Source organism: Nocardia puris (assembly GCF_003315035.1).
Classification (GTDB): domain Bacteria; phylum Actinomycetota; class Actinomycetes; order Mycobacteriales; family Mycobacteriaceae; genus Nocardia; species Nocardia puris.
Window position 1 is genome coordinate 804,569 of record NZ_QNRE01000001.1, and the last position, 18,678, is coordinate 823,246.

At 70.8% G+C, this 18,678-nt stretch carries 16 protein-coding genes; 6 read left to right on the forward strand and 10 right to left on the reverse strand.

Annotated elements, in window-relative coordinates:
* Positions 1–86: 86 nt before the first annotated feature.
* From DFR74_RS03720 to ftsY, 4 genes are all read right to left on the reverse strand, one after another.
* The gene (locus tag DFR74_RS03720; protein WP_067514139.1) at positions 87–2,552 is read right to left on the reverse strand and encodes a [protein-PII] uridylyltransferase; all 2,466 of its coding nucleotides are present in this window, start codon (positions 2,550–2,552) and stop codon (positions 87–89) included.
* 84 nt (positions 2,553–2,636) lie between these two features.
* Entirely contained in the window at positions 2,637–2,975 is a 339-nt protein-coding gene (locus tag DFR74_RS03725; RefSeq protein ID WP_067514148.1) for a P-II family nitrogen regulator, read from the reverse strand.
* A 5-nt stretch (positions 2,976–2,980) separates the two neighbouring features.
* A complete protein-coding gene (locus DFR74_RS03730) occupies positions 2,981–4,285 on the reverse strand; it encodes an ammonium transporter (RefSeq protein WP_067514149.1) in 1,305 nt (434 codons plus the stop codon).
* 307 nt (positions 4,286–4,592) lie between these two features.
* Entirely contained in the window at positions 4,593–6,185 is a 1,593-nt protein-coding gene (gene ftsY / locus DFR74_RS03735; protein ID WP_067514150.1) for a signal recognition particle-docking protein FtsY, read from the reverse strand.
* 129 nt (positions 6,186–6,314) lie between these two features.
* Between ftsY and DFR74_RS03740 the strand changes: the two genes are divergently transcribed.
* From DFR74_RS03740 to DFR74_RS03750, 3 genes are all read left to right on the forward strand, one after another.
* Entirely contained in the window at positions 6,315–6,704 is a 390-nt protein-coding gene (locus DFR74_RS03740; RefSeq protein WP_067514140.1) for a DUF2237 family protein, read from the forward strand.
* A 243-nt stretch (positions 6,705–6,947) separates the two neighbouring features.
* Positions 6,948–7,829, forward strand: coding sequence for an MBL fold metallo-hydrolase (locus DFR74_RS03745; RefSeq protein ID WP_067514141.1), 882 nt, complete (start codon positions 6,948–6,950; stop codon positions 7,827–7,829).
* Positions 7,830–7,849: 20 nt separating this feature from the next.
* On the forward strand, positions 7,850–8,059 hold the full coding sequence (locus DFR74_RS03750; RefSeq protein ID WP_147265729.1) for a hypothetical protein: 210 nt from the start codon (positions 7,850–7,852) through the stop codon (positions 8,057–8,059).
* A 36-nt stretch (positions 8,060–8,095) separates the two neighbouring features.
* On the opposite strand, the gene smc is transcribed toward DFR74_RS03750, so the two are convergent.
* Positions 8,096–11,710 carry a chromosome segregation protein SMC gene (gene smc, locus DFR74_RS03755; protein ID WP_113974934.1) on the reverse strand — a complete coding sequence of 1,205 codons (3,615 nt, stop codon included), beginning with the start codon at positions 11,708–11,710 and terminating at the stop codon, positions 8,096–8,098.
* A gap of 271 nt (positions 11,711–11,981) precedes the next feature.
* On the opposite strand from smc, the gene DFR74_RS03760 reads away from it, so the two are divergent.
* Complete coding sequence (locus tag DFR74_RS03760; protein WP_067509086.1) at positions 11,982–13,085, forward strand: hypothetical protein; 1,104 nt, start codon at positions 11,982–11,984, stop codon at positions 13,083–13,085.
* A gap of 41 nt (positions 13,086–13,126) precedes the next feature.
* Here DFR74_RS03760 and DFR74_RS03765 read toward each other — a convergent pair whose 3' ends face one another.
* Complete coding sequence (locus DFR74_RS03765) at positions 13,127–13,579, reverse strand: DUF1707 SHOCT-like domain-containing protein (protein ID WP_067509085.1); 453 nt, start codon at positions 13,577–13,579, stop codon at positions 13,127–13,129.
* A 163-nt stretch (positions 13,580–13,742) separates the two neighbouring features.
* Here DFR74_RS03765 and DFR74_RS03770 point away from each other — a divergent pair, with 163 nt between their 5' ends.
* Positions 13,743–14,828: an S-(hydroxymethyl)mycothiol dehydrogenase gene (locus tag DFR74_RS03770; protein WP_067509084.1), complete on the forward strand. Its 1,086-nt coding sequence runs from the start codon at positions 13,743–13,745 to the stop codon at positions 14,826–14,828.
* A gap of 8 nt (positions 14,829–14,836) precedes the next feature.
* Here DFR74_RS03770 and DFR74_RS03775 read toward each other — a convergent pair whose 3' ends face one another.
* Positions 14,837–15,235 carry a hypothetical protein gene (locus tag DFR74_RS03775; protein WP_147265730.1) on the reverse strand — a complete coding sequence of 133 codons (399 nt, stop codon included), beginning with the start codon at positions 15,233–15,235 and terminating at the stop codon, positions 14,837–14,839.
* A 339-nt stretch (positions 15,236–15,574) separates the two neighbouring features.
* On the opposite strand from DFR74_RS03775, the gene DFR74_RS03780 reads away from it, so the two are divergent.
* Complete coding sequence (locus tag DFR74_RS03780) at positions 15,575–16,219, forward strand: MBL fold metallo-hydrolase (protein WP_067509080.1); 645 nt, start codon at positions 15,575–15,577, stop codon at positions 16,217–16,219.
* Between the two features lie 10 nt (positions 16,220–16,229).
* On the opposite strand, the gene DFR74_RS03785 is transcribed toward DFR74_RS03780, so the two are convergent.
* The 3 genes from DFR74_RS03785 to DFR74_RS03795 are packed head-to-tail and all read right to left on the reverse strand — an operon-like array spanning position 16,230 to position 18,649.
* A complete protein-coding gene (locus DFR74_RS03785) occupies positions 16,230–16,679 on the reverse strand; it encodes a DUF350 domain-containing protein (protein ID WP_067509078.1) in 450 nt (149 codons plus the stop codon).
* Between the two features lie 33 nt (positions 16,680–16,712).
* A complete protein-coding gene (locus tag DFR74_RS03790) occupies positions 16,713–17,879 on the reverse strand; it encodes a glutathionylspermidine synthase family protein (RefSeq protein WP_067509075.1) in 1,167 nt (388 codons plus the stop codon).
* Complete coding sequence (locus DFR74_RS03795; RefSeq protein WP_067509074.1) at positions 17,879–18,649, reverse strand: hypothetical protein; 771 nt, start codon at positions 18,647–18,649, stop codon at positions 17,879–17,881. Before DFR74_RS03795 ends, DFR74_RS03790 begins: the two co-directional genes overlap by 1 nt.
* Positions 18,650–18,678 lie beyond the last annotated feature (29 nt).

An 18,678-nucleotide genomic window follows, 5' to 3' on the forward strand; every position in this document is an offset into this window, starting at 1 on the left:
CCCTCGTGCTCGCGCTAGTGGAACGCTCCGATCGTAAGGGGCGCAGGCAGGTACGCGAGACGCTATCGAGCAAATCTCTCGCAACGCTACGACGCCGAGTCGCTCACCGCGGCGTCGGCGTCCTCCGGACGTTTCGGCGCGGGGTGCGGGACCACGTCGAGCACGGCCTTCTCGATGGCCTCGCGCCGCTGCGGGCCGTCGTCGGCGCCCAGGTCGAGGCAGAACGAGTCCACGACGGCCGCGCCCATGGTGACCACCTTCGCCCAGCGCACATCGGCGCGGCACGCGGCGAACGCGGCCGCCAGCCTGCTGAGCAGGCCGATCCGGTCCTCCGCGCGCAGTTCCAGGATCACCTGGCCCGGTGTCGAGGTGGACGACCAGATCAGCCGGGGCGCGGCCTGCGCGTACGGGCTGGGGCCGGCACCCGCGGCCTCCCGTTCGCGCTTGGCCAGCAACGCGGGCAGATCCAGATCGCCCGCGATGGCGCGGATCAGCTCCTGGCGCAGCAGTCCGGCGTCGGGCGGGTCGCCGAATTTGGGCGCCACCACGAAAGTATTGACCGCCGAAGCACCTTCGCCGCCCAGCGAGGCCGACAGCACCCGCAGCGAATGCAGCGCCAGCACGCCCGCGGCTTCCGACAGCAGCCCGGAGGTGTCGGGCGCGATCACGGTGATCCCATAGGTGTACTTGCCCTCGCCGGGCTCCAGCGTGACGTGCACGCCACCCGCTGCGGCCTTCGCCAGCAGTTCGGGCGCGATCGGCTCCGGCGCGGGCAGCTCGTCGCCCGCCATCACCAGGCGGCAGCGCCGCACCAGGTCGCCGATCAGCGAGGCCTTCCAATCGCCCCACACGCCGGGACCGGTGGCCAGCGAATCGGCCTCGGCGAGGGTGTGCAGCAATTCCAACGTCTGCACGTCACCGTCGAGGGCGTCCACCACGTACTGCACGGTCTCCGGATCGGCGAGGTCGCGCCGGGTCGCGGTGTCGGGCAGCAGCAGGTGGTGGCGCACGACGGCGCTGAGCGTGCGCACGTCGGAGGGCCACAACCCGAGCCTGCGCCCGATGTGGGTGGCCAGTTCCGCGCCGACGACGCTGTGGTCGCCCTGGCGGCCCTTGCCGATGTCGTGCATCAGCGCGCCGAGCGCGAGCAGGTCGGGGCGGGCCACCCGGGTGCTCAGCGCGCTCGCGTAGGCGACCGTCTCCATGAGGTGACGGTCGACGGTCCAGGTGTGCAGGGCATCGCGCGGCGGCAGATCGCGCACCGCGCCCCATTCCGGCAGCAGACGGCCCCACAACCCGGTGCGGTCCAGCGCCTCGATCGCGCCGATCGCGCCGCGCCCGGACCCGAGCAGCACGAGCAGATCGTTGAGCGCGTCCTTCGGCCACGGCTCGCGCAGTTCGGGCGCGTCCTCGGACAGGCGGTTGAGCGTGGTGGCCGACATCGGCAACCCCGTCTGCGCCGACGCGGCCGCCACCCGCAGGATCAGCCCCGGATCCCGTTGCGGGCGCGCGTCCCTGGCCAGGACCACCTCGCCCGCGTGCTCGACCACCCCCTCATCGAGTGGTCGCCGCACCGGCATCCGGCGCAGCCGGGCCAGCCCGCGCCGCGGCAGCGCGTTCGCCGCCGTGCGCAGCCCGACCTCGACCGAGTAGCTCACCGTCCGCGCCGAATCGCTCAGCGTCCTGGCCAGATCGAAGCGATCGCCGATGCGCAGCGCCGCGCCGATCTCGTCGGCGTCCTGCGCGCGCAACTGGTCGCGGGCGCGTCCGGCGACGCGATGCAACTCGGTGCGCACATCCAGCAGCCTGCGGTGCGCGTGCTTCAGGCCGCCGCCGGGCACCTCGGGACCGAGCCCCGGCATGGCGTCGGTCAGCTGCGCGATGGCGAGCGCGTCGAGCAGCTGGATGTCGCGCAGTCCGCCGCGTCCGTTCTTCAGATCGGGTTCGGCCCGGTGGGCGATCTCGCCGCTGCGCTGCCAGCGGGCCTTGGCCTGGGTGATCAGCTCGTCGAAGCGGTTGCGGATCCCGGTGCGCCACTCCCGGCGCACCCCGCCGATGAGCAGATTGCTCAGCTCGGCGTCGCCGACGATGTGGCGGGCCTCGAGCATGCCGAGCGCCGCGATCAGATCGTCGTTGGCCACCCGCAGCGCCTGCGGGACGGTGCGCACGCTGTGGTCGAGCTTGATGTGGGCGTCCCACAGCGGATACCAGAGCTGATCGGCGACCTCGGCGACCCGGGCCGGGTCGACATCGTCGTGCAACAGCACCAGGTCCAGATCGGAGTACGGCAGCATCTCCCGGCGCCCGAGGCCACCCACGGCGACGATGGCCAGTCCACTGTCGGCGGTGATGCCCAGTTCGGCGCCTTTGCTGGTGAGCCACAGTTCGTAGAGGTCTACCAGCGCGGCCCGCAGCGATTCGGCGTCCAGGCGCGGATTGCGCGGCAATCCGCCGTCCAGCAACTGCTTACGGGCCCGCACCAGATCCGCCGCCCCGTTCGACACCCGTTCGCCGCCCTTGCCGGCCCCGTCTCCACTACCCACAACCCACACCGCCCATCCAACTGAGGGCGGCCCCGTCCCGACCGGGCTTGTCCGGTGGGAGCGGAGCCGCCGCTCGATTTCCGCTAGTCGCGCTTACAGTGCGTCGGTACCGCGTTCGCCGGTCCGGACCCGGATGATCGACTCGACCGGGGTGACCCAGACCTTGCCGTCACCGATCTTGCCGGTGCGCGAGGCCTCGACGATCACGTCGACGACCTTGTCCACCGAGGCGTCGTCGACTACGACCTCGACGCGGACCTTCGGGACGAAGTCCACCGAGTACTCCGCGCCGCGATAGACCTCGGTGTGTCCCTTCTGGCGCCCGTAGCCCTGCACCTCGCTGACGGTCATGCCCAGCACGCCCGCCGCTTCGAGTCCGGTCTTGACGTCCTCGAGCGTGAACGGTTTGACGATTGCGGTGATCAGTTTCATGTTCGTCATGCCTCCTTGACGGCCGAGCGTGCCGTGCCACCCACAGCAGCGAAATCGTATGCCGTTTCCGCGTGTTCCGACTCGTCCATGCCAACCGATTCTTCCTCTTCGCTGGCGCGCAGGCCGATGGTCAGCTTGATGACGTAGGCGATCGCGAGGGCGACGACGAACGAGTAGGCGAGTACGGCGACCGCGCCGAGCGCCTGCCTGCCGAGCAGTTCCAGGCCACCACCGTAGAACAGGCCCTCCGCGCCGGCCGGAGCCTCGGGCGCGGCGACCAGGCCGATCAGCACGGTGCCGAGGACACCGCCGACCAGGTGGATGCCGACGACGTCGAGCGAGTCGTCATAACCGAACTTGAACTTGAGGCCGACCGCCAGGGCGCAGACCGCGCCGGCGATGACGCCGATGATCAGCGCGCCGAGCACGTTGACCGAGGAGCAGGACGGGGTGATGGCGACCAGGCCCGCCACGATGCCCGACGCCGCGCCGAGCGAAGTCGGCTTGCCGTCGCGGATCTTCTCCACCAGCAACCAGGCGAGCATGGCGGCGGCAGTGGCGACGAGGGTGGTGACGAAGGTGAACCCGGCGACACCATCGGCGGCTACGGCCGACCCGGCGTTGAAGCCGAACCAACCGAACCACAGCAGGGCCGCGCCCAGCATCACGAACGGCAGGTTGTGCGGACGGAACGGGGTCTTGGGCCAGCCCGCGCGCTTGCCGACCACGATCGCCAGAGCCAGCGCCGCGGCGCCGGAGTTGATGTGCACGGCGGTGCCACCGGCGAAGTCGATGGCCTCCACCTTCGACATGATCCAGCCGCCACCCCACACCCAGTGCGCGACCGGGAAGTAGACCAGGGTCGCCCAGATGCCGGCGAAGACCAGCCAGGAGCCGAACTTCAGGCGGTCGGCCACGGCGCCCGAGATCAGGGCCACGGTGATGATCGCGAACATCGCCTGGAAGGCGACGAAGACGGTCGCCGGGATCGTGCCGACCAGCGGGACGCCGACCGACTCCTCACCGAAACCGGCCAGCAGGGTGCGTAGCCCGAAGAATTCGGTGGGGTCGCCGATCAGGCTTCCCTTGTCCGTGCCGAAGGCCACCGAGTAGCCGTACAGCACCCAGAGCACCGCGACAACGCCCATGGCGCTGATGCTCATCATGATCATGTTCAGCACGTTCTTGCTGCGGACCATGCCGCCGTAGAAGAATGCCAACCCGGGCGTCATGAGCAGCACGAGGGCCGCACTGGTCAGCAACCAAGCCGTGTCACCTGTGTCGGGCACACCGATCTCCGGCGCCGCCAGGATTACGGGATTCACCACCTTTGTTCCTCCTCATCTCGGGCTTCGCCGGCAACGACGTAAGCCTGCACAGAAGGGTCCTCACTCGGTGTTTCATCTGTTGAGCTGTCGTGTTTCACCTGCGTGAACGGATAGCGCGGTTGTGTTGCTACCAGGTTTCGTGGCGTGCACCGGAGGTTTCGTACCCGCTGTGAGGTGCGTGTCGAGAGCATCCGATGCGCAAACGGCCACGGCCGGAGTCACCCGCCCGGCCGTGTGTCCGGTAGATCCGATTCGCGCTGAGACGATTCGTACCGTGCCCTCGTCGCGCTCAGCCCAGCAACGCGTCCACGAACGCGCCCGGTTCGAACGGCGCGAGGTCGTCGGAGCCCTCGCCGAGCCCGACCAGCTTCACCGGGACGCCCAGCTCGTGCTGCACCTGGAACACGATGCCGCCCTTGGCGGTGCCGTCCAGTTTGGTGAGCACCACGCCGGTGATGTCGACCACCTCGGCGAACACCCGCGCCTGGGTGAGCCCGTTCTGGCCGACGGTGGCGTCGAGCACGAGTAGCACCTCGTCGACCGCGGCCTTCTTCTCCACCACGCGCTTGACCTTGCCCAGCTCGTCCATCAGGCCGGTTTTGGTGTGCAGGCGGCCCGCGGTGTCCACGAGCACCGCGTCCACGCCGCGGTCGATGCCCGCCGCCACCGCGTCGAACGCGACGGCGGCCGGGTCGGCCCCCTCCTTGCCGCGCACGGTCTCGGCGCCGACGCGCTCACCCCAGGTCTGCAACTGGTCGGCGGCGGCGGCGCGGAAGGTGTCGGCGGCGCCGAGCAGCACGCGGCGCCCGTCGGCGACGAGGACCCGGGCCAGTTTGCCGGTGGTGGTGGTCTTTCCGGTGCCGTTCACGCCGACGACCAGCAGGATCGCCGGGTGATCGGGATGTGGCAGCGCGCGGATGGAACGGTCGAGTTCCGGGCGCAGCGCCTCGACCAGCACGTCACGCAGAACGGCGCGGGCCTGGTCGGGGGTGCGGACGCTGCGGGCGGCCAGTTCCTCGCGTAACCGCTCCACCACGGCGGTGGTGCTGGCGGTGCCGAGGTCGGCGAGCACGAGGGTGTCCTCGATCTCCTCCCACGAGTCCTCGTCCAGGTCGCCGCCGCCGAGCAGGCCGAGCAGGCTCTTGCCCACGGCGTTCTGGGAGCGGGACAGGCGGCCGCGCAGGCGTACGAGGCGGCCCGCGGTGGGCTCGATCTCCTCGAGTCCGGGGGCGGTCTCGACACCGGCGGGGGTGTCGGGGATCGCCGGGGCCGGTTCCAGGGTTTCCGGTTCGGCGTGTGCGGTGTCCGACGGTGCGGTCTCGGCGGGTTTCGCGGTCTCGGCGCGTGCGGTGTCCGACGGTGCGGTCTCGGCGGGTTTCGCGGTCTCGGCGCGTGCGGTGTCCGAGGGCGCGATCTCGGTGGGTTTCGCGTCCGAGGGCGTGGTATCGGTGGTCGACGTCGTGTCCGCCGGGTCGGCGGTGGCCGGCTCGGCCCTCGGAGGTTCCTCGGTGTCGGCGGCCGGCGCCGTCGACGTGGGCTGCGGGGGTTCCAAGACGTCGGCTTCCGGCAGCCGCACGTTGGTGATGCCGCGCTTCGGCGCGTCGCGCGGGATGGCCGCGTCGTCGCCGACGTGCGGCTGGCCCTCGTCGTCGGTCCGTTCCAGCAGGGGCGGGTCGGGTCGCGGTGCGGTTGCCGTGCCGCCCTGGCTGAACGAGAACCCGCCCGAGGCGGTGTACCCGCCGGAGCGGTCGGTCAGCTCCTTGTCCGGTTCCGGCGCGGCGATCGACACCCGCCTGCGCTTGTAGAGGATGAATCCGGTGACGAGCGCCACCAGTAGCACGGCGGCGATCGCGGCTATCAGTATCCAGGCTTCGGAACTCACGCCGACCATCCTTGCAGAACACATCGCCCCTGATGAGCGCGGCCGTGCGCCGGTCGCGCCGCGACACTCGGCCCCACGAGATTTCTTGTCCTGCGGAACTTCTCGCGAAGTGACAATAGGATCGGCGGCGTGACCGATCGAAACGTGCTTGGGGGGCCGCTGGAAGAGTGCGGCACCGATCCGCTGACGGGCTTCTACCGGGACGGGTGCTGTAGCACCGGTCCGGAGGACCTCGGCAGCCATACGGTGTGCACCGTCGTGACGGCGGAGTTCCTGGAGCACCAGGCGTCCATCGGCAACGATCTGAGTACGCCGCGGCCGGAGAACAACTTCCCCGGCCTGCAACCCGGGGACCGGTGGTGCGTGGTCGCCGTGCGGTGGCTGCACGCGCACGAGGACGGTGTCGCGGCGCCGGTGGTGCTGGCCGCCACCCACGAGAACGCGCTCGAAGTGATCTCCATGGAAATCCTGCGCAAGTACGCGGTCGACGTCCCCGACGACGTCAGCGATCTGCTCTAGGCGCGGGCCGGTCCCGCGCGGGTGGCGCGGGACCGGCCCCGGCGCACCCCGCGCGAACGGTCACTCCGCGGGTGCCAGGGGCTCCCCGACTGCCCGCGCAGTTGACCGACCTCATAACGAAATCCTCAGTCTGACAATGCCATTCGTGCCGCCCGAGGCGACAGTGGCGGAAAACACGGCTAGAGTCATCGGACATCAGCGCCACTCACGCCGCACGCACCGCCGCAGGAAAGCCGAGCCGCGATGGATCCGATCGCCGAGCGTTTGACCAACCCCGCACCGATCCGCACCGTGTCGTGCGGTGAGCTCACCGTCACGTATCTGCCGGACGGGCTCACCACCATGAACGCGCGCGCCTGGTTGCCCGCCGCCTCCGAGGAGTTCTGGCGCGGGCACGGCGAATACCTCGCCGACGACTGTTTCGTCGGCAGCGTCGGCGGGCTGCTGGTCGAGCACGGCACCCGGGCGATGCTGATCGACGCCGGATTCGGGCCGCTGGTCTACCGGACGGGGGTCGGCATCCTGCGCGGCGGCGCGCTGCTGGACAGCCTCGCCCGGGCGGGGCGCACGCCCGCCGAGGTCGAGTCCGTCGCGCTCACCCACCTGCACGCCGACCACTTCGGCTGGCTGTGGCGCGCGGCGCCCGGGCAGCCGCGTCCGCCGTTCACCCACGCACGGGTGTTCGTCGGCGCGCAGGAGTGGCGGCAGCGCGCGCTCGCCGCGATGTCGGGCACCCGGCCGGAGATGCTGGCCATGTTCGAGCGACAGGTGAGTCCCGTCGAGGAGGGCGACGAGATCTTCCCCGGCGTGCGCGCCCTGGCGCTGCCCGGCCACACCGTCGGGCACACCGGCTACGTCCTGGAGTCACACGGGCAGCGGTTGATCGCGTTCGGCGACGCGCTGCATTCGTCGTTGCAGATCGCCCACCCCGAACTGTCCGCCGTCGCCGATCTGGACCCGATGCGCTCGGCCGACGTCCGCCACGGCCTGGTGGAACAGTTGGCCGCACCCGGCACCCTGGGCTACGGCTGCCATTTCGCCGACGTCCAGTTCGGCAACGCGGTGCCGAACGGCGGCGGGCGCGTCTGGCAACCCCGCCGTTTCACCCCGGTTCCGGCCCGCTGACCATGCGTACGCTGGACGCGGTGAGCTTCTTCCGGAGGTGGCGCGGGCGGCGGGACCCTGTCGGCGCGGAAGTCGATGAGATCTTCGGCCCGTCCCGCAGACACATCCACGAGCACAAGGAGTGGATCGCGGTCGCCAAGCTCGACGACCGGATATCCGGCGACGATCCGCTGGTCGACCTCGAGTCGGGCACTGTCACGCTGCCCGCTCGCGATGACCTGTGGAGCTGATCTGCCGCTGCACTCGCCCGCGCAGACCTGCCCGCCCTATGCCGGTGCGGCGGCCATGTCCCCGCTGCGCAACCGCTGTGAGATCACCTGGGTGATGCCGTCTCCGCGCATGCTGACGCCGTAGAGGGCGTCGGCGATCTCCATGGTGGGCTTCTGGTGGGTGATGACGATGAGCTGGCTCTTCTCCCGCAGCTGCTCGAACAGGCCGATCAGCCTGCGCAGGTTGGTGTCGTCGAGCGCGGCCTCCACCTCGTCCATCACGTAGAACGGCGAGGGCCGGGCGCGGAAGATGGCGACCAGCAGGGCGACGGCGGTCAGCGACTTCTCGCCACCCGAGAGCAGCGACAGGCGCTTGACCTTCTTGCCCGGCGGGCGCGCCTCCACCTCGATGCCGGTGGTGAGCATGTCGGAGGGGTCGGTGAGCACCAGCCTGCCCTCACCGCCGGGGAACAGCTTCGCGAAAACCTGCACGAACTCGCGCTCCACGTCGGCGTACGCCTCGGTGAACACTTGCAGGATGCGCGCGTCCACCTCGGCCACCACGTCGAGCAGGTCCTTGCGCGCGTTCTTGACGTCCTCGAGCTGGGTGGACAGGAAGTTGTAGCGCTCCTCCAGCGCCGCGAACTCCTCCAGCGCCAGGGGATTCACCTTCCCGAGGGTCTGGAGATCCTTCTCGGCGCGCTTGGCGCGTCGTTCCTGACTGGCCCGGTCGTAGGGCATGGGCTGCGGCGGGCTGACCTGTTCGCCCCGCTCCTTGGCCTGCTCGTACTCCTGCATCTCCAGCGCCGAGGGCGGCAGCGGCACCTCGGGCCCGTACTCGGCGACCAGGTCCGACAGCGCGATGCCGAACTGTTCGGCGATGGTCGTCTCCAGCTGTTCGATCCGCAGCGCCGCCTGCGCCTTGGCCACCTCGTCGCGGTGCACGGCGTCGGTCAGCTGGGCCAGCTGGGTGCCGAGCGCCCGGACGCGCTCCTTCACCTGGTCCACTTGCGCGGCGCATTCGGTGCGGCGGCGCACCAGCTCGTCGCGGCGGGCGCTCGCCTCGGCCACCACGCGCTCGAGTTCCGCCGCGACCCGGGCCCCCGCCTCGGCGACGGCGGCCGCGACCGCCGCGGCCCGCTTGCGCGCGGCCTGCGCGCGTTCGGCGCGGGCCCGCGTCTCGCGTTCGGCGCGGGCGGCCCGGCGCAGCGAATCCGCTTTGCCGCGTACCGATTCCGCGCGTTCCTCGGCGGTGCGCACGGCGAGCCTGGCCTCGACCTCCATGGAGCGGGCCTCGGCCAGCGCGGCGGCCGCCTCCTCGCGGTCGCGGCCCGCGGTCTCGGTGCCCGCCGCGCCGAGCCCGTCGGCGTCCACGTCGGCCTGTTCGAGTTCGGCGTGGCGCAGCCGGTCCTCGAGATCGGCCAGGGCCGAGAGCGCTTCCTCGCGCCCGGCCTCGGCTTCGGCGCGCTGGGCGCCCAGCCGCTCGCCCTCGGACTGCGCGGTGCGGGCGGTCTGGCCGAGCCTGCCGAGCCGGTCGTAGATCGCCATCAGCGCCTGGTCGGATTCGTGCAGGGAGAGCAGCGCGTGGTCGACGGCTTCCTTGCGGTCGGCCTGTTCGGCGAGCGCGCCGGACAGCGCCGCCTCCAGTTCCTCGGCGCGGCGCTGCGCGGCGACGAGTTCGGCGCGCGCGGTGTCGATATCGGCCTGGATCTCGAGCTGGCTGGGCGCGCGGTCGGAGCCGCCGACCAGCCAGCCGGTGCCGGTGAGGTCGCCGTCGCGGGTGACCACCCGCAGGTCGGGGCGGGCCGCGACGAGTTCGGCCGCGGCCGCGAGGTCGTCGGCCACGGCGATGCCTGCGGTCAGCGCCGCGACGGCCGCGCGCACCGCCTCCGGGCACTCCACCACCTCGGCGAGCCGGCGCGCCCCACCGGGCAGCGCCTCGCGCGCGGGCTCGGGCGCGGCGGCCGCCGTGAACACCAGGGCGGCGCGCCCGCCGTCGGCCTCCTTCAACGCCCGCACGGCCGCGTGCGCCGCGTCGCCGGTCTCGGCGGTGACGGCGTCGGCGAGCGGGCCCAGCGCGGCGGCCACGGCGGTTTCGAATCCGGCGTGCACCCGCAGCAGCCCCGAGAGCGGCCCGAGCAATCCGTCGGCGTGGTTCTCCACCAGCCAGGCCGAGCCGTCGCGGCGGGCCAGGCCCATGCCGAGCGCTTCGATGCGGGCGGTCAGCGAGGCCACGAGCTTGCTCGCGTCGCGGTCCTGTTCGCGCAGTTCGGTCACCCGCCGGTCGGCGATCTCGAGAGCCTGCACGGCGTGTTCGTGCTGGGCGTCGAGCCCTTCCTCCCCGGCGTCGAGTTCGCCGAGTTCGCCTTGGACCGTGTCGAATTCGGCCTGTGCGGCCTCGGCGCGGTGCCGCGCCTCGGCGATCGCGACCGAGAGGCGGGCGATCTCGGCGTCCACCGACTGCGCCCGGGTGCGCAACGTGTCGACCTGGCCGGAGAGCCGCGCCAGGCCCTCGCGCCGGTCGGCGATGGCCCGCACGGCGGCCAGGTGCGCCTGTTCGGCGGCCTTGGCGGCGTGCTCGCGTTCGGCGAGCGCGTCGCGGGCGGCCTCCAGCGTCTCCACCGCCATCTCGACGGCCTCGCGCAGTTCGGCCTCCTCGGCCTCCACACGGTCGGCCTCGGCCTCGAGCTGTTCGGGATCGCGACCGGTGCCCACCGGCGCGTCGGTGTGCAGATGCCTGGCCCGGTCCTCGGCGATGCGGATGGTCGCGTTCACCCGCTCGGCCAGCGCCGAGAGCTGGAACCAGGTCTGCGCCGCCGCCTCCGCGCTCGGCGTCAGCTTCGACAGCTGGAACTCGCCCTGGGTCAACGCGGCGTTGGCGGCGTCCAGTTCGGCCTGCACGGTGATCTGCTGTTCGCGCGCGTAGGCCTCTTTGCTCTGCTGGCTCTCCAGCTCGCGGCGGCGCGTGACCAGGTCGTCGGCGGCCAGGCGCAGCCGCGCGTCGCGCAGGTCGGCCTGCACGGTGGCCGCGCGGCGGGCCACTTCGGCCTGGCGGCCCAGCGGTTTGAGCTGGCGGCGCAGCTCGGTGGTGAGGTCGGTGAGGCGCGCCAGATTGGCCTGCATCGCCTCGAGTTTGCGGACCGCCTTCTCCTTGCGTTTGCGGTGCTTGAGCACACCGGCCGCCTCCTCGACGAAGGCGCGCCGGTCCTCGGGCCGCGATTCCAGGATGGCGGAGAGCTGGCCCTGCCCGACGATGACGTGCATCTCCCGGCCGATGCCGGAGTCGCTGAGCAGCTCCTGCACGTCCATCAGGCGGCAGGAGCTGCCGTTGATCTCGTATTCGCCCGCGCCGTCGCGGAACATGCGCCGGGTGATGGACACCTCGGCGTAGTCGATGGGCAGCGCGCCGTCGGAGTTGTCGATGGTGAGGGTCACCTCGGCGCGGCCCAGCGGCGCGCGGCCCGCGGTACCCGCGAAGATGACGTCCTGCATCTTGCCGCCGCGCAGGGCCTTCGCGCCTTGTTCGCCCATCACCCAGGTCAGCGCGTCGACGACATTGGACTTGCCGGAGCCGTTCGGCCCGACCACGCAGGTAATGCCCGGTTCGAACCGCAACGTCGTCGCGGACGCGAAGGATTTGAAGCCCTTCAGCGTCAAGCTCTTGAGATGCAAGTTCGACGACCTTTCCGTGCGCGGTGGCCGGTGCGTGCTGCGCGGGGTGACCAGCCATGCTAACCGCCGGTCGGAGCCGGGGCGCGACGGCTCCAGGGTAACGACTCACACGCCGGGAGCGGGGGATCCGGGATGCCCGGCGTTTGCCGAGGCCACCGGGCGGTCCGGGTCGGCACCCGGTGCGACGGAGTCGGCTGCCACGCGCGGTGGCGGCGGCCTACGATCCTCTCTGTCTCCGCAAGTGGCCTCGTTCCCCGGGAGCAGTCAACGGATGCGCGCACCTTCGATCGACACCGGCACGGCCTTGCGGCTGACCCGCATCGCCGCGCTGGTCGCGGGCTGCCTGCTGTTCCTGCACGCCTGCGACCGGACGCGCAAGGTGATCCCCCTGGACGTGTGGATCGAACTGGGCGCGGCCGCCGCGCTGGGCGTGGGAGCCATGGTGACGGCGTGGTTCGAGATCTCCCGCACCGACCGCGGCCGCCCGGACGAGCCGCCCGAGGAGTTCGTGTTCGATTCCGGCGACCGCAGCGTGCGGGCCCGCATCGCGGGGTCCGGCAACCTGGTGTTCCACGGACGCGTCGAGGAGGGACCGCACGCCGGGCACGAATGGTCGTGGACGTTCCGGCCCGCGACGTTCGACGCGGTGCGAAAGGCGCTCGGCGGTGACGGCGATCTGATCGCGTTGCTGGACGAGGTGGTGCCCACGCTCACGCCCGAGGCCGCCGCCGATCCCGGCGGATGGTTGCGCGCGCACGGCATCGCGGCCACCTACCGGGAGAAGGGTGAGCATCCGAGCCGGATCACCGACAAGTTGCCCATCTTCCGGCCCACCTCGCGACGTGCGACCGAGCGCCCCGAGCTGTCGCCCCAGGCTCCCGCCGAGCGTCGTCCCCGTGCGGCGGATCCGCGAGTGATCGCCAGGCGGCAGGCGGCGGCGCGGGAGAACGAAGCGCGGTGGTCGCGCCGGGCCCAACCCGACGGCGACCCGCATCCGTCCATGCCGCTGCCCGAACACCCGACTTTGCGGCCCCCGGCACCTGGTGACGCGAACTATCGCAGGCCCGGACCCGACCGGTTCGTCCCCGATCGCCGCGAACCGTCACGGCGTCACGTTGACGAACCCGCCCCACCCCACGAACAACCGCGCGGCCGCTGGGCCTTCGACGAAGCCCCCCGCGGCGGCGCGGACCACCGGACATATACCGATCGCGAACCCTCGAGCCTCGGAGCGGACCAGGATCGACGGCGCGGCGCGGCCGCGCCGTCGTCTACGCCCGAGCGATGGCCCCGAACGTCTACTCCCGCAACGCCGTACGCCGACCACCCCGAGGACGAAGAGCCACCGCGCCGACGTCCGCACCGCTATCTCTGACCGACACAACAGGGCGGACCGGGGAGCCCCTCCGACAGAATTCAGCCGGCGCGGCGCACCCTGGGCGCACCGCACCCGCGCCCGGACTCGAACCCGGTGAGCATCCGGAAGACGAGCACCGCACCCCAGGGCCCGATGACCCACATCGGCCAGAAGTAGGTGAGTTCGCCGACCCCGAGCGAGATGGCGCCCCAGATGACCAGTACGAGCACGCTGACGCCGAGCCAGGCGCTGCCCTCGATGCGCTGCCACACCGGAATGCGCGGGCCGCGCGCCTTCGCGACCGTGGTGGTCGCGCCGCGTTCGCGCTCGAGCTTCGGCAGGTCCGCGAGGACGAGTTGCAGGTCCTCGCGCGTGGTCGTCCCGTAGACGCGGGCGACCCGCTGGTCGTATTCCGCGAGGTCCAGCCTGCCCTCGGACATATGCCTGCCGAGTTGCCGGACGATCTGGTCGCGCTCGGCATCGGATGCGCGGGTTCCGGGCGTGATGTCCATATTTCCTATCCCCTTCACCTTCCCACCCTCCACAATGGAATGTTGGTCAGTCCAGAGTGCTCCTCCCACAGTGGAATGTCAACTGGTTTCGCGGGAGCACGCGCGCGATGCCGATACGCTGGCTCGTATGCCGGTATCGGCATACGAGCATCGAGGAGGAATAGTGTCCGAGACTGTGCGCGGGGTGATCGCCCGGACCGTCGGCTCCCCTGTCGAACTCGTCGACATCGTCATTCCCGATCCCGGCCCGCACGACGTGGTGGTTCGCGTCCAGGCGTGCGGCGTCTGCCATACCGACCTGCACTATCGCGAGGGCGGCATCAACGACGAGTTCCCGTTCCTGCTCGGTCACGAGGCCGCGGGCGTGGTCGAGACCGTCGGCGAGGCGGTCACCCACGTGACGCCCGGTGATTTCGTGGTGCTGAACTGGCGCGCGGTGTGCGGCGAATGCCGGGCGTGTAAGCGCGGCCGCCCCTGGTACTGCTTCGACAGCCGCAACGCCAGCCGCAAGATGACGCTGCCCGACGGCACCGAACTCAGCCCGGCCCTGGGAATCGGCGCGTTCGCCGACAAGACGCTGGTGCACGAGGGCCAGTGCACCAAGGTCGATCCCGAGGCCGACCCGGCGGTCGTCGGACTGCTCGGCTGCGGCGTGATGGCCGGTATCGGCGCGGCCGTGAACACCGGCGGCGTCTCGCGCGGCGACACCGTCGCGGTGATCGGCTGCGGCGGCGTGGGCGACGCGGCCATCGCCGGCGCGAAGCTGGCGGGCGCGCGCACCATCATCGCCGTCGACCGCGACCCCGGAAAACTGCGCTGGGCCACCGACTTCGGCGCCACACACACCGTGGACGCGAACACCGAGGACGCCGTGGAGCGCATCCGGGAGATCACCGGCGACTTCGGCGCCGATGTGGTGATCGAGGCCGTGGGCCGCCCCGAGACCTGGAAGCAGGCGTTCTACGCGCGCGACCTGGCGGGCACCGTGGTGCTGGTCGGCGTGCCCACCCCGGACATGACGATCGAGATGCCGCTCATCGACCTGTTCTCCCGGGGCGGGGCGCTCAAGTCCTCCTGGTACGGCGACTGCCTGCCCGAGCGGGACTTCCCGATGCTGGTCGAGTTGTACCGCCAGGGCCGGCTGCCGCTGGAGAAGTTCGTCACCGAACGCATCGCCCTGGACCAGGTGGAGAAGGCGTTCACCGCCATGCACGCGGGCGAGGTGCTGCGCTCGGTCGTCGTGTGGTGACGAGTTGCCTACCGGCGGCCGGGATCGTATTCCCAGGCGTTCGGGGGCAGGCCGGGCCGCGTCGGGAACGGGGTGATTCGCGCATCAACCGCAATTCCGACCTGTCCGAGGGTCAACGGCATCGTGCAATCCCGCGCCGGGCGGGAAGCGGGATCGCCGCCGAAACCGGTCACCGACTTGTTGTAGGGACCGAACACCGGGCTGCCCCCGGCCAGATTCAGCCCGAAGCAATCGACTTCCAGGATGTAGGTCCCGTCACCGCCGCAGTGCGCCGAGGCGCCGGTCGGCGTGCGGTCGAGTACGCAATCGCGCGGTTCGGCGGCCGCCGAACCGGACGTCGCGATCATCGCGGCGCCGATACCGGCAACCACCGCCGATACACCCGTAACCTTCGTGGTCCAACGCATAGTCGAGCGCTCCTTTTCCGAGGTTTCGTGCCGATAGCACAGATAATTCGAGGCGGCGAGGCGGCGTGCGCTGCGCGAGGGGACCGTGTCTCCCGTCCGGAGCCGACCCGCGATTCAGGGGCGCTGAGAGGCCCGCTGGTGATCCGCCACAACCAACAAGGAGCCAGGCTACCCTCTTGCCGGCCTCGATGTGTGCAAGCCGGCTGCGTCAGATGCAGGGATCGTTCGCGGCGGTCAGCCAGTCTGGTGGGGGTCGGGTGAGCCGGTCCCCGAAAAGTTGCCCACGTGCTCGTGAAATCAGTTGTCGCCGATTGATGAAGCGTCGACGAAGAGTCTTGTATGACCGTTTCTGGAGGTGGTGAAGTGAGTATCGAACGAGTGGTTACCTCGGGTGTGTTCGCTCTCGATGGTGGAGAGTGGGAGGTCGACAACAATGTCTGGCTGATCGGGGACGAGCGCGAGGTGCTGGTGGTGGATGCCGCGCACGACGCCGCGCCGATCGTCGAGGCCGTCGGCGGACGGCACGTAATCGCGGTGCTGTGCACGCACGGGCACAACGATCACGTCACCGTCGCGCCGGAGCTGGCCGAGCGGCTGGACGCGCCGGTGCTGCTGCACCCCGGCGACGAACCGCTGTGGCGCATGACCCACCCCGACGCCGACTACCGGTCCCTGGCGGACACGTCGCGGATCACGGTGGCGGGCATCGACATCGACGTGCTGCACACCCCGGGCCACTCCCCCGGTTCGGTCAGCTTGTACCTACCGGAGCAAGGCGCGCTGTTCACCGGCGACACCCTGTTCGCGGGCGGTCCCGGCGCCACCGGCCGGTCGTACTCCGATTTCGACACGATCATCGACTCGATCCGCGACCACCTGCTCACCCTCCCCGAGGACACGACGGTGCACACCGGGCACGGCGACGGCACCACCATCGGCGCGGAGAAACCGCACCTGGCGGAGTGGATCGCGCGCGGTCACTGACCGCGGGCGGTCAGAGGATCGCGAACGCGACCACCAGGCCGATGGCGAAGTGCGCGGCGGCCACCACCAGCACCTCGGTGGTGCGCACATCGGAGTGCAGCGTCGCCCCGATGTCGATGCCGAGTACCCGCTCCAGCGCCCGCACGGAGATCACCTGCGCGATGATGCCGACCAGGCCGAACACGAGGGCGGCGATGAGTCCCTCGGCGAGCCTGCCCGCCGAGGCGTAGATGGCGAGCACGACGATGAACGCCATGCTCACCATGCCCGCCGCCGTCACGATGATCGCGTTCGGCTTGCCCGCCGAGACGAGCTCGCGCAGGTGGCCGGGGGTGGTGAGGTCGATGGCGAAGAAGCCGACAAGCATCAGCGCCAGGCCGACCAGGGCGTAGAGCAGGATCGCTCCGACGCCCTCGCCGAGCGAACTCCAGTACCCCGATTCGAGGGCGACTGCGGTCATCGTGGTCCTTCCGGAATGTGTTGTGCGGGTGGTCTATTCGGTGGGTATGCGGTGCGGCACGAAGGCCGCGCCGTCGTCGGTGATCAGTCCGGCGGTCTCGCGGATGCCGAGCCCGGCGGCGGTGTCGCCGACCAGCCACGCCCCCAGCACGGGGCGCATGTCGTCGAACACCGGTAGCGGGTCGAGCAATTGGTACACGAAACCCTCCGCGCCGTACACGCCGCCGGTGGCGGTCTCCATGCCGGCGCCGACGATGGTCATGTTCGCGCCCTCGCGCCCGAGCTTCGGTTTGCGGATGTACTCGGTGAGCTCGTTGGGCTGATCCAGGTAGGCGGGCAACAGGTTCGGGTGGCCGGGGTACATCTCCCACAGCACCGCCAGGATCGCCTTGTTGCTGAGCAGCGTCTTCCACAGCGGTTCGACCCACATGGTCGCGGGCAGGCTCTCCACCACGCGCTTGCCGAACTCGTCGTCTAGCACCCACTCCCACGGGTAGAGCTTGAACACCGACTCCATCGGCGCCTCGGCCAGATCCACGAAACGCGCCAGCTCCGTGTCGAATCCGACTTCCTCGATGGGCAGCGCGACGGTGTCGAAGCCGGCCTCGGCGGCGGTCTCCTGCAGGTACGCGGTCGTGACGTTGTCCTCGCCGGTGGCGTCGGCCCCCGACCAGGTGAAGTGCAACTGCGGCGAGGGCAGGGTCGCGCGCACCTCGGTCCAGCGCTCGACCAGCTTCTCGTGCAAGGAGTTCCACTGGTCGCTGCCGGGGAACACGTCGGTCAGCCAGTGCCACTGCACGATCGCCGCCTCCAGCAGCGAGGTGGGCGTATCCGCGTTGTACTCCAGCAGTTTCGCGGGTTTGCGCGCGTCGTAGCGCAGGTCGAAGCGCCCGTAGACGTACGGGTCACCGCGGCGCCAGGATTCGGCGATCGGCCCCCAACTCCAGTCGGGCAGACCGAAATCCGCGAACCGCTCGGTGAGGATCACGTGTTCGACCGCGTTGAGGCACATCGAGTGCAGCAGTTCGACATCGGCTTCCAGCGCGAGGATCTCATCCATCGCGAACTCGTAGTGCACCGACTCATCCCAGTACGGCCGCGGCAGTCCGCTAGAGTCGCGTCCGGGTGAGCCGTAGACGAGCCCCTGGTTCTCGATGATCTGCTGCCAGCCCGGTCGCGGTGTGCCGCGTACCCGGCGCATCAGGAGCCGCCGCCGGTGCTCTTGCTGCCGAGCCCGCCGCGCTGGATGGTGGTGCCCGAGCGCGTCTTGATCTCGGCGCCTTTGGGTTTCACCGTGGTGCCGCCGACGGGCGGCTTGCCGACGGTGTTGTTGCCGCCGTAGTAGTACCGGTACTGCGGGCCGCCACCGAGCACGACGAACGAGCCGCCGCCGGAGCCACCATTGCTGCCCTCGCAGTAACGGTCCTCGACGACGACTTCCTGTCCGTCCTCGTACTTCACGCAGTAGGCCGTGACCTGTTCGGCGTTCAGCGCGCGGTAGGCGAGGTAGCCGCCGCCGACCAATCCGGCCACGCCGACGATGGCGACGCCGCCGATCAGCACCCGATTGCGGGTGCGGCGCTTGGCATCCGCGGCGGCCGCCGCTGCCGCTGCCGCCGCGGCGGCGTCGCGGCGCGCCTTGTCCCTGGCGCGCGCCTCGGCCACGGTGGGCGGGCGCGGCTGGGTGACACCGGGTTCCTGCCGTTGGATGCTGCCGGGACGCGGACCGGAGGGCGGCACAGCGGGCTGTTCCTGCCCCGGCGGAACTCCCGGCTGCCCCTGCTCCGGCGGCTGCCACGGCTGCCCGGCCGAACCCTGCTGCCACGGTTGACCGGCCGGGCCTTGCTGCCCCGGCTCGTCCGGCCCCGTCTGCCCCGGCTCCGGGATGTTGAGTTCGGGCCTGGCCCAGTCGGGTTCCCCGCCGGGCCGATCAGGTGGCCGCTGGTCGTCTCCCGGGTTCTGCGTGCTCACCGATCCCTCCCCGTCACCGTCGGACCCAC

Bases quoted from the DNA above. Each gene is read 5' to 3' on its own strand.
- DFR74_RS03785 (WP_067509078.1), bottom strand. From the start codon at position 16,679: ATGACCGCAGTCGCCCTCGAATCGGGGTACTGGAGTTCGCTCGGCGAG.
- DFR74_RS03780 (WP_067509080.1), top strand. From the start codon at position 15,575: ATGACCGTTTCTGGAGGTGGTGAAGTGAGTATCGAACGAGTGGTTACC.
- DFR74_RS03790 (WP_067509075.1), bottom strand. From the start codon at position 17,879: ATGCGCCGGGTACGCGGCACACCGCGACCGGGCTGGCAGCAGATCATC.
- DFR74_RS03765 (WP_067509085.1), bottom strand. From the start codon at position 13,579: ATGGACATCACGCCCGGAACCCGCGCATCCGATGCCGAGCGCGACCAG.
- DFR74_RS03745 (WP_067514141.1), top strand. From the start codon at position 6,948: ATGGATCCGATCGCCGAGCGTTTGACCAACCCCGCACCGATCCGCACC.
- DFR74_RS03775 (WP_147265730.1), bottom strand. From the start codon at position 15,235: ATGCGTTGGACCACGAAGGTTACGGGTGTATCGGCGGTGGTTGCCGGT.
- DFR74_RS03760 (WP_067509086.1), top strand. From the start codon at position 11,982: ATGCGCGCACCTTCGATCGACACCGGCACGGCCTTGCGGCTGACCCGC.
- DFR74_RS03725 (WP_067514148.1), bottom strand. From the start codon at position 2,975: ATGAAACTGATCACCGCAATCGTCAAACCGTTCACGCTCGAGGACGTC.